Genomic DNA, 13470 nt, shown 5'->3' with positions numbered 1-13470 from the left:
GATCACCAGGCGGGGCTTTTTAGTGGCGGTCGGAATCAGACGAGAGGTTTAGGCTCGTGTTCTTTTTCCTGGGCCTGTTCGTGGTGCTCGACCGCGTCCTGAACGGAACGTGGCGCTTCGGCAATCACGGCTTCAACGGCAACTTCTTCAGCGACCGGGGCAGGGGCTGCCTCGACCACTTCGGCAGCTGGAGCAGCAGCGGTGGCAGCGGCAGCCAGTTCGGCTTCCTTCTGCAGACGCTCTTCTTCACGCTTGCGACGACGCACTTCACGCGGGTCGTTCGGCGCACGGCCGCTTGGGGTCAGGGCGCTGACCGGAGCAGGCGCAGCAACTGGCGCTGGCGCTTCGGCTGCGACTGGCGCTTCTACGACCGGCGCTGGTTCTGTAACAACCACTGGCTCGGCGGCCTTGGCTTCTTCCACGGCAGGCGCTTCAACCACTGGCGCTGGTGTTTCAGCGACAGCCGGCTCGGCCACCCAGTTGAAAGCGGTCTGCTCTTCGCGAACTTCACGCACGGTTTCGGTCACGGTTTCAGCGACGGTTTCGACAACCGACTCTTCAACTACGGCTGGTGCTTCGAAGGTCACCGCGGGTTCGGCAGCCGCTTCAGCCTGAGGCTGAGCTTCGCGAACCGGCGCCACTTCGACTTCCGGAGCAGCAGCTACTTCGACCGGAGTGGTTGCTTCAACAACCGGCGCTTCTACTGGAGCAGTTTCCAGGGTTGCAGCGGTGGCGCGTTCAGCTTGCTCGTGGGCCTGAGCTTCGGCCGGAGCGCTGATCACGGTGCTGGCAACAGCGGCAGTAACAGCCAGGCCGGCAGCCAGATCGGCAGTGCTTGGCTCGGCGGCTTCAGCGTTTTCGGTGGATTCTTCCGAACCTTCGATCACGTTGCCATTGGCGTCACGCTGACGCTCGCGACGGTTGCTGCGACGACGCTGACCACGGGAGCGGCGGCGTGGACGATCGCCTTCGGCGTTCTCCGAACCATCTTCCGGCAGTTGCTCTTCACTGGTGGTGATTTCTTCTTCGGCTACGGCAGCAGCGGCCTGTTCGGCACGCGGTTGACGCTCTTCACGCGGAGGACGTGGCGCACGTTCTTCACGCGGCTGACGGGCCGGACGCTCTTCAGCGGTGGCGGCGGCAGCAACGGCCGGAGCGGCATCCAGAGGTTCGCGCAGTTCACGTACGCGCTCTTCACGCTCGCCACGCGGCTTGCGATCTTCACGCGGAGCACGCGGTGCACGTTCTTCACGAGGGGCGCGTGGTGCGCGTTCTTCACGGGCTACCGGTGCTTCGTCACGGGATTCGCGTGGCTCGCGGACTTCACGTGGCTCTCGCGGTTGACGCTCTTCACGCGGCTCACGTGGTGCGCGTTCTTCACGCGGTGCACGTTCTTCGCGAGGCTTGCGTTCTTCATCGCGGCGACCGTTACGGTTGCGGCTCTGCTGACGACCGTTGCGACGCTCTTCGTTGCGGGCCGGACGCTCGGCGGCAGGTTTTTCAACCACAACCGGAGCAACAGGCTCTTCTTTAGTGGCGAACAGGCTGACCAGCGACTTCACCAGGCCTTTGAACAGGCTTGGCTCTGGCGCGGCAACCGGAGCAGGTGCCGGGGCCGGCGCTGCGACTTCGGTCGGAACCGGAGCGTTGGCGCGGGCCGGAGCGGTCTTGACGGCGGCTTCCTGGCGAACCAGGGTGCGGGTCGCGGCGGCTGGCTGGACGTCTTCGACATCGGCGGCAGCGGCAGCGATTTCGTAGCTGGACTGGTTGGTCGCGGCTTCCGGGCTGTCGTCACGCAGACGCTGAACTTCGAAATGCGGGGTTTCGAGGTGATCGTTCGGCAGGATGACGATGCGGGCGCGGGTGCGCAGTTCGATCTTGGTGATCGAGTTGCGTTTTTCGTTGAGCAGGAACGCGGCCACCGGGATCGGCACTTGAGCGCGAACTTCGGCGGTGCGGTCTTTCAGGGCTTCTTCTTCGATCAGGCGCAGGATCGCCAGGGACAGCGATTCGACGTCACGGATGATGCCGGTACCGCTGCAGCGCGGGCAGACGATGCCGCTGCTTTCGCCAAGCGAAGGACGCAGGCGCTGACGGGACATTTCCAGCAGGCCGAAGCGCGAGATGCGGCCGATCTGCACGCGGGCGCGGTCGGCTTCCAGGCATTCGCGGACTTTCTCTTCCACGGCGCGCTGGTTCTTGGCAGGGGTCATGTCGATGAAGTCGATGACGATCAGGCCGCCGATGTCGCGCAGGCGCAACTGACGGGCGATTTCTTCAGCCGCTTCAAGGTTGGTCTGCAGGGCGGTTTCTTCGATGTCGCTGCCTTTGGTGGCGCGCGCCGAGTTGATGTCGATGGACACCAGGGCTTCGGTCGGATCGATGACGATGGAGCCGCCGGACGGCAGTTCGACGACGCGCTGGAAAGCGGTCTCGATCTGGCTTTCGATCTGGAAACGGTTGAACAGCGGAACGCTGTCTTCGTACAGCTTGATCTTGCTGGCGTACTGCGGCATCACCTGGCGGATGAAGGTCAGGGCTTCGTCCTGGGCTTCAACGCTGTCGATCAGCACTTCGCCGATGTCCTGGCGCAGGTAATCGCGGATGGCGCGGATGATGACGTTGCTTTCCTGGTAGATCAGGAACGGCGCGGAACGATCCAGCGAGGCTTCCTTGATCGCGGTCCAGAGTTGCAGCAGGTAGTCGAGGTCCCACTGCATTTCTTCGCTGCTGCGGCCAAGGCCGGCAGTGCGCACGATCAGGCCCATGTCGGCTGGAGCGACCAGGCCGTTCAGCGCTTCACGCAGTTCGTTGCGTTCTTCGCCTTCGATGCGACGGGAGATGCCGCCGGCACGCGGGTTGTTCGGCATCAGGACCAGATAACGACCGGCCAGGCTGATGAAGGTGGTCAGGGCTGCGCCCTTGTTGCCACGTTCTTCTTTTTCGACCTGAACGATGACTTCCTGGCCTTCGCTCAGGACGTCCTTGATGTTGACGCGGCCTTCGGGGGCTTTCTTGAAGTATTCGCGGGAGATTTCTTTGAGGGGCAGGAAGCCGTGGCGCTCGGAGCCGAAATCGACAAAGGCAGCCTCAAGGCTTGGTTCGATGCGAGTGATACGGCCTTTATAGATGTTGGCCTTTTTCTGCTCGCGTGCACCGGATTCGATGTCCAGGTCGTAGAGGCGCTGGCCATCTACCAGTGCAACACGCAACTCTTCGGGTTGAGTTGCGTTAATCAGCATTCTTTTCATGTAGTACCGTCGGTTTCCGGGCTGCCGGAAACGGCGTTCGGCACACACGACTTCTCACGGTCGGTGTCAGGTGCGTCGGGAGTGGTTGGCCATTCCCGTGTCCAGCGATGTCCGGCCAATTGGGCCGTTATCGCGACGTACGCGTCCTGCTTGCTGTGGCTACTTAAGCACTCAGTCAGGAGGAGGAATCAACCGTGGCTGTGGACGAGATGAAGCGTCTTGATAAAACCTGTTGCTACACAGTCCAGCGGTTGTGCATCTCCACCCTACACGTATCCCTGATAATTCGGGTGCTGCCGCGCGCAGAATCCGCAGCGGGTTGGCATTTACCGTGAGCTCCGAAAGGGGAGGTCACGCATCATGGCTAATTCAGGCGGTGTTTCCGGCGTCTTCGCTCGGGGTCATCCGCGGCTGACTGCACTTTGTGAACTGGCCGTGAATATGGCTCGCGTGGCGAGTCAGAACTCTGCTTTGCGGCGTGATTCAGGCCTCATGTCACCTGCGCTTGTTACAGCTGCAAACTCCACCGTTACGTAGCGAAAGCCCCGTAGGACGGCCTCGCGTCCTGGTGAATTGCGTTGGTCAGGGCCGGTTTTTGACCGTGGTTCCGCTGTCCAGGCCGCTTTTGGCGGCGTTCGCGACTATAGCAGCAATGATTAAGTGCTTCAATTCCATAAAAATTGTTATCATCCGCGCCATGACGACTACTGCCCCTTCGACTCCAGGCGTTCAATTGCTTGAGGTCTCGCCGGAATATGCCGGCCAACGAATCGACAATTTTCTCCTCGCCCGGCTAAAAGGCGTGCCCAAGACCTTGATTTACCGCATTTTGCGCAAAGGCGAAGTGCGCGTGAACAAAGGTCGGATCAAGCCCGAATACAAGCTGCAGGCCGGCGACATCGTGCGCGTGCCGCCCGTTCGCGTGCCTGAGCGCGACGAGCCAGTGCCTTTGGCCCAGGGTCTGTTGCAGCGCCTGGAAGCCTCGATTGTCTACGAAGACAAGGCCCTGATCGTGATCAACAAGCCCGCCGGCATTGCGGTTCACGGTGGCAGTGGCTTGAATTACGGCGTTATCGAAGCCTTTCGTCAGTTGCGTCCCGATGCCAAGGAGCTCGAGCTGGTTCACCGTCTCGACCGTGATACCTCCGGCCTGCTGATGATCGCCAAGAAACGCAGCATGTTGCGTCACTTGCATGCCGCGTTGCGCGGTGATGGCGTCGATAAGCGCTACATGGCACTGGTTCGCGGCAACTGGGCGACCTCGATCAAGCAAGTCCGTGCATCGCTCGGCAAGAGCAATCTGCGCTCCGGTGAGCGCATGGTCGAGGTTGACGAGGAGGAGGGCAAGGAGTCTGTGACCGTGTTCAAGGTCCTGCGTCGCTTTGGCGATTTTGCCACTCTGATTGAAGCCAAGCCGATCACCGGTCGCACGCACCAGATCCGCGTCCACACATTGCACGCCGGGCACTGCATTGCCGGTGACACCAAATACGGCGATGACAGTTTCAGTAAGGAAATTCGTGATCTGGGCGGCAAGCGCCTGTTCCTGCACGCTTACATGCTGACCGTGCCGCTGCCCGATGGCGGTGAACTCAAGTTGCAGGCGCCGGTCGATGAAATGTGGGCCAAGACTGTGGAGCGATTGAGTGCGCCCATCTGATTACAAGCTGCTGATTTTCGATTGGGACGGCACGCTGGCTGATTCCATTCATCGGATTGTCGAGGCAATGCACTCGGCGTCCGGGCGCTCCGGTTTCGAGCTGCGTGATGACTTTGCCGTCAAAGGCATTATCGGTCTGGGATTGCCCGAGGCGATCCGTACGCTGTATCCCGAAATCAGCGATGCTGAAATGACCTCGTTTCGCGAGTATTACGCCGATCACTACATCGCCGCGGAAGCCGAGCCTTCGCCGTTGTTCGAGGGCGTAGTCGAGTCGATGGCGTCTTTTCGCGAACAGGGTTACCACCTGGCGGTCGCGACCGGCAAGAATCGTCGCGGGCTGGATCGGGTGCTCAAGGCCAATGGCTGGGAAGATTATTTCGATATCACCCGGGCTGCCGATGAAACTGCAAGCAAACCGCACCCTCTGATGCTGGAGCAGATCCTTGCGCATTGCGGTGTGCGTGCCGAACAGGCGCTGATGGTCGGCGATTCGTCCTTTGATCTGTTGATGGCGCGCAATGCGGGGATGGATTCGGTGGCGGTCAGCTACGGCGCGCAGTCGATCGAATCGCTGCAGCAGTTCGAGCCGCGACTGTCGATCGACCATTTTTCCGAATTGCATGCCTGGCTGGGGAAGCAGGCTTAATACGTTTTTGCTGGGGTGGATGGCATGACCGACGAATGGAAAGCACCGGCCAAGGCAACCGCCGACGACGGTGACGCGAAAAGCTGGAAGCTGCTGGAAAAGACTCTGCTGGCCAGCGTGCAGGAGCAGCGTCGTTCGCGCCGCTGGGGTATCTTCTTCAAGCTGTTGACCTTTGTTTATCTGTTCGTTGCGCTGATCCTGTTTACGCCGTTGATGGATATGGAGAAAAGCGCCACGCGCAGTGGCAATTACACCGCGTTGATCGACGTCACCGGCATGATCGCCGATAAAGAACCTGCCAGTGCCGACAATATCGTCGGCAGTCTGCGCGCGGCGTTCGAGGACAAGAAGGTCAAGGGCGTAATCCTGCGCATCAACAGTCCGGGCGGCAGCCCAGTGCAGTCGGGTTATGTTTATGACGAGATCAAGCGCCTGCGCGGCCTGCATCCTGATATCAAGCTGTATGCGGTGATTTCTGATCTGGGCGCCTCCGGTGCTTATTACATTGCCAGCGCGGCGGATCAAATTTATGCCGACAAGGCCAGTCTGGTGGGCTCAATTGGCGTGACGGCAGCCGGCTACGGGTTTGTCGGTACGATGGAGAAGCTTGGCGTCGAGCGTCGCACTTACACCTCTGGCGAGCACAAGGCGTTCCTGGATCCGTTCCAGCCGCAAAAGCCGGAAGAGACAGCGTTCTGGCAGAGCGTGCTGGATACCACGCACAAGCAGTTCATCAACAGCGTCAAGCAGGGGCGTGGTGATCGCCTGAAGGACAAGGATCATCCGGAGCTGTTCTCCGGTCTGGTCTGGTCGGGTGAGCAGGCGCTGCCGCTGGGTTTGATCGACGGCCTGGGTAATGCCAGTTCGGTGGCGCGTGATGTGATTGGCGAAAAAGAGCTGGTGGATTTCACCGTTCAGGAATCGCCGTTCGATCGCTTCTCGAAGAAGCTCGGAGCCAGCGTTGCCGAGAAACTGGCAATGTGGATGGGTTTTAACGGCCCGTCTTTACGCTGATCGAATGCTGCAAGAAAAACCGGCCTGAGGGCCGGTTTTTTGTGGGTCAGGGAATCTGTACGCCTTCGGCCAGCAGCATGTCGATCAGGCGAATCAGTGGCAGGCCGATCAGGCTGGTGGCGTCCGGGCCTTCGGTGGACTGGAACAGGCTCACGCCCAGCCCCTCGGCCTTGAAGCTGCCGGCGCAGTCGTAGGGCTGCTCGGCGCGCAGGTAGCGCTCGACGCGGGCCTGATCCAGTGTGCGCATGTGCACAGTGAAGGGCACGCAGTCGACCTGGCACTGGCCGGTCTGGCTATTGAGCAGTGCCAGGCCGGTGAGGAAGGTCACGCTGGCGCCGCTGGCGGCCAGCAGTTGTTGGCGAGCGTTTTCGAAAGTGTGGGGCTTGCCGATAATGCGCTCGCCGAGTACGGCGACCTGGTCGGAGCCGATGATCAGGTGAGCAGGGTGGCTGTCGGCCAGTGCCCGTGCTTTCTGTTCGGCGAGGCGTTTGACCAGTTCGATTGCCGATTCTCCCGGGCGATGACTTTCGTCGATGTCCGGCGAGCTGCAGACGAACGGCAAGCGCAGGCGATTGAGCAATTCCCGACGATAGGTCGAGCTTGAAGCGAGTAATAAAGGCAGCATTCGCGTCTCCAGAGGCAGGTTGCAGATTCTAGCGGAGGCTCGCAAGTGACGGACAGGGCACAATTTCCTTTGACATGGGTGGGGGCATCCCTATAATGCTGCGCCTATGTTGAATGACCCGATTCCACCTCACGTTGACCCGCGCAAATTGGCTGACCGTGGCACCACCCTTCAAGGTGAACTGCTGCTGGCCGATTTGAAGAGACTCTGCGACCCGCTTTCCGACGATGTCGGTACGGTGCAGGCCAAACTCGTTTTTGAACGAGATGAACGTAAATCTGTGGTGATCCACAGCTTTATCGACACCGAAGTCAAAATGGTTTGCCAGCGTTGTCTTGAGCTGGTCACCCTGCCGATCCACAGCGAGTGCAGTTACGCTGTAGTGAAGGAGGGTGCGAATACCCAGTCGTTACCGAAAGGTTATGACGTGCTGGAACTGGGCGAAGATCCATTGGATCTGCAGTCACTGATCGAGGAGGAGCTTCTGCTCGCCTTGCCCATTGTGCCTGCTCATCATCCGGAAGAATGCCAGCAGCCGGCGGGAGCAGATGAGCCCGAACCGAGCGAGGACGAGGTAACGCGGTCCAACCCGTTCAGTGTATTGGCGCAGTTAAAGCGTGACCCAAACGTTTAGGAGTTAATCAATTATGGCTGTTCAGCAGAACAAAAAATCCCGCTCTGCCCGTGACATGCGCCGTTCGCACGACGCTCTCGAGGCTAGCACCCTGTCTGTAGAAAAAACCACTGGTGAAGTTCACCTGCGTCACCACGTATCGCCAGAAGGCGTATACCGTGGCCGTAAAGTGATCGACAAGGGCGCTGACGAGTAATCACTTGTCCGCTCAAGTCATCGCGATTGACGCAATGGGCGGGGACTTCGGTCCCCGCAGCATTGTTCAGGCCAGCCTTGCTTGCCTTTCTGCTACGCCCTCGCTGCACCTGACCCTCGTCGGTCAACCCTCCCTTCTTGAAGAATTGATCACCGGCCAATCGGCTGCCGATCGCGCGCGCCTGACGATTGTTCCGGCGTCCGAAGTCATCACCATGGACGAAAAACCTGCCCAGGCTCTGCGTGGCAAGCCGGATTCGTCGATGCGTGTCGCCCTCGAATTGCTGCGTGACGGCAAGGTCCAGGCCTGTGTCAGTGCCGGTAATACCGGTGCGCTGATGGCTCTGTCGCGCTTTGTGCTCAAGACTCTGCCGGGGATTGATCGTCCGGCCATGGTGGCCGCGATTCCTACGCAGAAGGGCTACTGCCAGTTGCTCGATCTGGGCGCCAACGTCGATTGCAGTGCCGAGCATCTGCTGCAATTCGCTGTGATGGGTTCCGTGGCCGCGCAAACCCTGGGCATTGCCCGTCCGCGCGTCGCGCTGCTCAATATCGGCACCGAAGACATCAAGGGCAATCAGCAGGTCAAGCTGGCGGCGACTTTGTTGCAGGCCGCCAGAGGCATCAATTACATCGGTTTCATCGAAGGCGACGGCCTGTATCGTGGCGAGGCGGACGTGGTGGTGTGCGACGGTTTCGTCGGCAATATCCTGCTCAAGTCCAGCGAAGGCCTGGCGACGATGATCGCCGCTCGCATCGAGGCCCTGTTCAAGAAAAACCTCCCTTCGCGCATCGTGGGTGCCTTGGCGTTGCCATTGATGAAGCGTCTGCAGGCTGATCTGGCGCCTGCGCGACATAACGGCGCAAGCTTTCTCGGCTTGCAGGGGATCGTGGTGAAAAGTCACGGTTCCGCCGGGGTTCAGGGCTTTCAGAGTGCCATTCAGCGGGCGTTGATCGAGATTCAGGAGAATCTTCCGGAGCGCCTGCACGGTCGTCTGGAGGATTTGTTGTCTTAGGCGTTTTCGTCGGACAATGCTTAAATGTGACCGCCCGGTTCAAAGGGCCATCCAACTGTCAGTTTCTTGCGTCCCTCTAGCGGGATGCCATTTTTCCGACGACAAGATCATTAGGGGCTTGTTACATGTCTGCTTCCCTCGCATTCGTCTTTCCAGGACAGGGTTCGCAGTCCCTCGGCATGCTGGCCGAGCTGGGCGCGCAACATCCGCTGATCCTCGAAACTTTCAAAGAAGCATCCGATGCTCTGGGCTACGACCTGTGGGCACTGACCCAGCAGGGCCCGGAAGAGCTGCTCAATCAAACCGACAAAACCCAACCGGCCATTCTGACCGCTTCGATCGCCCTGTGGCGTCTGTGGCTGGCTGAAGGTGGTGCGCGTCCGGCCTTCGTTGCCGGTCACAGCCTGGGTGAATACAGCGCACTGGTCGCTGCCGGCAGCCTGAGCCTGGCGGACGCGGTAAAACTCGTCGAGCGCCGTGGCCAACTGATGCAGGAAGCCGTTCCAGCCGGGCAGGGCGGCATGGCTGCCATCCTCGGTCTGGAAGATGCTGACGTGCTGGCAGCTTGTGCCGAAGCGGCTCAAGGCGAAGTGGTCAGCGCGGTGAATTTCAATTCCCCGGGTCAGGTGGTGATCGCTGGCGCCAAGGCGGCTGTCGAGCGCGCCATTGAAGGCTGCAAGGCTCGTGGCGCCAAGCGAGCCATGCCGCTGCCGGTCAGCGTGCCATCGCACTGTGAGCTGATGCGCCCGGCTGCCGAGCGCTTTGCCGAGTCCATCGCCGCCATCGACTGGCAGGCGCCGCAGATCCCTGTGGTGCAGAACGTCAGCGCTCAGGTGCCGGCGGATCTGGAAACCCTCAAGCGCGACCTGCTGGAGCAACTCTACAAGCCGGTTCGCTGGGTCGAGTCCGTACAGACTCTGGCAGCGAAAGGCGCGACCAATCTGGTCGAGTGCGGCCCTGGCAAAGTGCTGGCCGGCCTGAACAAGCGTTGCGCCGAAGGCGTTTCGACTTCCAACCTCAATACCCCAGACGCTTTCGCTGCTGCTCGCGCAGCGGCTGTCTGAATCAGGAGAAGCTTGCATGAGTCTGCAAGGTAAAGTTGCACTGGTCACCGGCGCAAGCCGTGGTATCGGCCAGGCTATCGCACTGGAACTGGGTCGTCAGGGCGCCATCGTTGTTGGCACCGCGACTTCCGCTTCGGGCGCTGAGCGTATTGCTGCGACCCTGAAGGAAAACGGCATTCAGGGCGCAGGTTTCGAACTGAACGTCACCAGCGATGAGTCGGTCACCAAGGTGCTCGCGAGCATCCAGGAGCAGTTCGGTGCTCCGGTGGCGATCCTGGTCAACAATGCCGGCATCACTCGCGATAACCTGATGATGCGCATGAAAGACGACGAGTGGTACGACGTGATCGATACCAACCTGAACAGTCTGTATCGCCTGTCCAAGGGCGTTCTGCGCGGCATGACCAAGGCGCGTTGGGGTCGAATTATCAGTATTGGCTCGGTGGTGGGTGCCATGGGCAACGCTGGCCAAGTAAACTATGCAGCCGCCAAGGCCGGTCTGGAAGGTTTCAGCCGTGCCATGGCGCGTGAAGTCGGTTCGCGTTCGATTACGGTCAACTCGGTAACCCCAGGGTTCATCGACACCGATATGACTCGCGAGCTGCCTGAAGCACAGCGTGAAGCCTTGCAGACGCAGATTCCGCTGGGCCGTCTGGGACAAGCTCAAGAGATCGCTTCCGTGGTCGCTTTTCTTGCATCCGACGGTGCGGCATACGTGACCGGGGCTACAATCCCGGTGAACGGCGGGATGTACATGTAATTCAAATGTGACGGATTGCTTCAAAAAAATGTCATACGAGCTGTCTAAAATCCGTTATAAAGCTGCAATCTATTTATAGGCAGAGGGCCGCAGGGTTTGAGGAGTGAAGCTTTCAGTTGAAAAGCTGAAAAGTCTTTCTATACACTTACCCACTGGCCAGCTGCCTGAATTTGTCCATTAGGAGTGAAAACAAGGTATGAGCACCATCGAAGAGCGCGTCAAGAAAATCGTTGCCGAGCAACTGGGTGTTAAAGAAGAAGAAGTGGTAAACACCGCTTCCTTCGTAGAAGACCTGGGTGCCGACTCCCTTGACACCGTTGAGCTGGTGATGGCTCTGGAAGAGGAATTCGAGACCGAAATCCCTGACGAAGAAGCTGAGAAGATCACTACTGTACAAGCTGCAATCGACTACGTTACTAGCCACCAGGCGTAATAGTTTGTAATCGTTGCTTGCTGTCATGGAAAAACCGCACTGCCATCATGGCGTGCGGTTTTTTCTTTAGGCCTGATGCAAAGTCGTCATTTGAAAAAGGAGAGTGCTGTGTCGCGTAGACGCGTCGTAGTCACCGGTATGGGTATGTTGTCGCCACTGGGCACGGATGTGCCGAGCAGTTGGCAGGGCATTCTGGCTGGCCGCAGTGGCATTGGTCTGATCGAACACACCGACCTTTCTGCCTATTCCACCCGCTTTGGCGGCTCGGTAAAGGGCTTCAATGTCGAGGAATACCTGTCGGTCAAGGAAGCGCGCAAGCTCGACCTGTTCATTCAGTATGGTCTGGCGGCCGGCTTTCAAGCCGTACGCAATGCCGGTCTGGAAGTCACCGATGCCAACCGTGAACGCATTGGCGTGGCCATGGGTTCGGGTATCGGCGGTCTGACCAACATCGAAGAAACCAGCCGCACCTTGCACGAGACCGGTCCGCGCCGGATTTCTCCGTTCTTTGTGCCTGGCTCGATCATCAATATGATTTCCGGTTTCCTGTCCATCCACCTGGGTGCACAGGGGCCTAACTACGCTATCGCCACGGCGTGTACCACCGGTACGCACTGCATCGGCATGGCAGCCCGTAACATCATGTACGACGAAGCCGACGTGATGATTGCCGGCGGCGCCGAAATGGCCGCGTGCGGTCTGGGCATGGGCGGCTTTGGCGCTTCTCGCGCACTGTCGACCCGCAACGATGAACCGACCCGCGCCAGCCGTCCATGGGACAAGGGCCGTGACGGCTTCGTACTGTCCGACGGTGCCGGTGCGCTGGTGCTCGAAGAGCTCGAGCACGCCAAGGCCCGTGGCGCGACCATCTACGCCGAGCTGATCGGTTTCGGCACCAGTGGCGATGCGTTCCACATGACGTCGCCACCTGCCGACGGCGCCGGTGCCGCACGCTGCATCACCAATGCGCTGCGTGACGCGAAGATCAATGTCGATCAAGTGCAATACATCAACGCCCACGGTACTTCGACGCCGGCCGGCGACCTCGCCGAAGCCAATGCGATCAAGTCGGTGTTCGGTGATCACGCCTACAAACTGGCGGTCAGCTCCACCAAGTCCATGACCGGTCACCTGTTGGGTGCAGCGGGCGCGGTCGAGGCGATCTTCAGTGTGCTGGCGATCAACAGCCAGGTGGCGCCACCGACCATCAACCTCGATGAGCCGGATGAAGGCTGCGATCTCGACTTTGTGCCGCACACCGCACGCAACATGGACATCGATGTCGTACTGTCCAACTCGTTCGGGTTTGGCGGCACCAACGGCACGTTGGCGTTCCGTCGGTTCGCCGGCTGATGGACTGCTGGGTCGACGGTCAACCGGCTGACGCTCTGTCGCTGAAAGATCGCGGCCTGGCTTACGGCGACGGTCTGTTCGAGACCATCGCCGTATGTGGCGGCCAGCCTTTGCTGCTGGAACGTCACCTGACTCGGCTGGCCGAGGGCTGTTCACGCCTGGCCATCGCGGCCGATATCGAGCTGATCCGTAGCGAGCTGCAAGCCTATGCAGCGGCCATGGGCGAGGGGGTGCTCAAACTCATCCTCACCCGCGGCGACGGTTTGCGCGGTTATGCGCCGGATCCTTCGGCGCAGGGCCGACGGATTCTGCAAGGCAATCCTCCTGCGGCGTATCCTGCTGTCCATGGCGAGCAAGGCGTTCGCCTGTTCCCGTGTACGACGCGTTTATCTGTTCAGCCCTTGCTGGCAGGTCTCAAGCACCTCAATCGTCTGGAACAGGTCCTCGCTCGCGCCGAATGGCAGGACAGCGAGCACGCGGAAGGCCTGATGCTCGACCAGGCGGGGCGTGTGATCGAAGGTGTGTTCAGCAACCTGTTTCTGGTACGTGACGGCGTGTTGGTCACGGCGGATCTGAAACGTTGCGGCGTGGCTGGCGTGATGCGCGCCGAATTATTGTTTCAGGCAGCGTCATCGGGTATCCCCGTGCAAATCACCGATATCAGCCTTGAACAGCTGCAATGGGCCGATGAAGTCTTTGTCTGCAACAGCGTGTATGGCGTCTGGCCGGTACGCGCGTACGCTGCACTGAGCTGGCCGGTTGGGCCGCTCACCCGTAAACTGCAAACCATTGCCCGCACGCTACTGGATGCCTGAT

13 protein-coding genes are annotated in these 13470 nt (G+C 60.0%); 11 read left to right on the top strand and 2 right to left on the bottom strand.

All coding sequences use genetic code 11. The annotated features are described in order from the left end of the window. Nucleotides 1-35: 35 nt before the first annotated feature. Nucleotides 36-3251 (bottom strand): ribonuclease E, encoded by a 3216-nt coding sequence (gene rne / locus C6Y56_RS20685; protein ID WP_169431438.1) that lies wholly within the window; start codon nucleotides 3249-3251, stop codon nucleotides 36-38. Nucleotides 3252-3948: 697 nt separating this feature from the next. Here rne and rluC point away from each other — a divergent pair. From rluC to sppA, 3 genes are read left to right on the top strand one after another with little or no spacing between them, the layout of a single operon-like run. After that, the gene (rluC, locus tag C6Y56_RS20680) at nucleotides 3949-4911 is read left to right on the top strand and encodes a 23S rRNA pseudouridine(955/2504/2580) synthase RluC (RefSeq protein WP_169431437.1); all 963 of its coding nucleotides are present in this window, start codon (nucleotides 3949-3951) and stop codon (nucleotides 4909-4911) included. Next, entirely contained in the window at nucleotides 4898-5560 is a 663-nt protein-coding gene (locus C6Y56_RS20675; protein WP_169431436.1) for an HAD-IA family hydrolase, read from the top strand. Before rluC ends, C6Y56_RS20675 begins: the two co-directional genes overlap by 14 nt. A 24-nt stretch (nucleotides 5561-5584) precedes the next feature. Further along, nucleotides 5585-6574 carry a signal peptide peptidase SppA gene (gene sppA / locus C6Y56_RS20670; protein WP_169431435.1) on the top strand — a complete coding sequence of 330 codons (990 nt, stop codon included), beginning with the start codon at nucleotides 5585-5587 and terminating at the stop codon, nucleotides 6572-6574. Between the two features lie 46 nt (nucleotides 6575-6620). On the opposite strand, the gene C6Y56_RS20665 is transcribed toward sppA, so the two are convergent. Further along, a complete protein-coding gene (locus C6Y56_RS20665) occupies nucleotides 6621-7199 on the bottom strand; it encodes a Maf family protein (protein ID WP_169431434.1) in 579 nt (192 codons plus the stop codon). A gap of 106 nt (nucleotides 7200-7305) precedes the next feature. Here C6Y56_RS20665 and C6Y56_RS20660 point away from each other — a divergent pair, with 106 nt between their 5' ends. From C6Y56_RS20660 to pabC, 8 genes are all read left to right on the top strand, one after another. After that, the gene (locus tag C6Y56_RS20660) at nucleotides 7306-7833 is read left to right on the top strand and encodes a YceD family protein (protein WP_085710932.1); all 528 of its coding nucleotides are present in this window, start codon (nucleotides 7306-7308) and stop codon (nucleotides 7831-7833) included. A gap of 13 nt (nucleotides 7834-7846) precedes the next feature. Beyond that, on the top strand, nucleotides 7847-8029 hold the full coding sequence (gene rpmF, locus C6Y56_RS20655) for a 50S ribosomal protein L32 (RefSeq protein WP_003179396.1): 183 nt from the start codon (nucleotides 7847-7849) through the stop codon (nucleotides 8027-8029). A 4-nt stretch (nucleotides 8030-8033) separates the two neighbouring features. Then, nucleotides 8034-9044, top strand: a complete 1011-nt coding sequence (plsX, locus tag C6Y56_RS20650; protein WP_169431433.1) for a phosphate acyltransferase PlsX — start codon at nucleotides 8034-8036, stop codon at nucleotides 9042-9044. A 125-nt stretch (nucleotides 9045-9169) separates the two neighbouring features. Beyond that, a complete protein-coding gene (gene fabD / locus C6Y56_RS20645) occupies nucleotides 9170-10108 on the top strand; it encodes an ACP S-malonyltransferase (protein WP_007950787.1) in 939 nt (312 codons plus the stop codon). Nucleotides 10109-10124: 16 nt separating this feature from the next. Next, nucleotides 10125-10868, top strand: a complete 744-nt coding sequence (fabG, locus tag C6Y56_RS20640) for a 3-oxoacyl-ACP reductase FabG (RefSeq protein ID WP_007950790.1) — start codon at nucleotides 10125-10127, stop codon at nucleotides 10866-10868. A 196-nt stretch (nucleotides 10869-11064) separates the two neighbouring features. Next, complete coding sequence (gene acpP / locus C6Y56_RS20635; protein ID WP_003175607.1) at nucleotides 11065-11301, top strand: acyl carrier protein; 237 nt, start codon at nucleotides 11065-11067, stop codon at nucleotides 11299-11301. 108 nt (nucleotides 11302-11409) lie between these two features. Then, nucleotides 11410-12654, top strand: coding sequence for a beta-ketoacyl-ACP synthase II (gene fabF / locus C6Y56_RS20630; protein WP_007908259.1), 1245 nt, complete (start codon nucleotides 11410-11412; stop codon nucleotides 12652-12654). Next, complete coding sequence (pabC, locus tag C6Y56_RS20625) at nucleotides 12654-13469, top strand: aminodeoxychorismate lyase (RefSeq protein WP_169431432.1); 816 nt, start codon at nucleotides 12654-12656, stop codon at nucleotides 13467-13469. The genes fabF and pabC overlap by 1 nt, the downstream gene beginning before the upstream one ends. Nucleotide 13470: the final 1 nt, after the last annotated feature.

The sequence above is a fragment of the Pseudomonas fluorescens genome (assembly GCF_012974785.1).
GTDB classification, from domain to species: Bacteria; Pseudomonadota; Gammaproteobacteria; order Pseudomonadales; family Pseudomonadaceae; genus Aquipseudomonas; species Aquipseudomonas fluorescens_BT.
The sequence above is the reverse complement of the archived record's forward strand: the minus strand, read 5'-3'. Positions and strand labels throughout refer to the sequence as shown.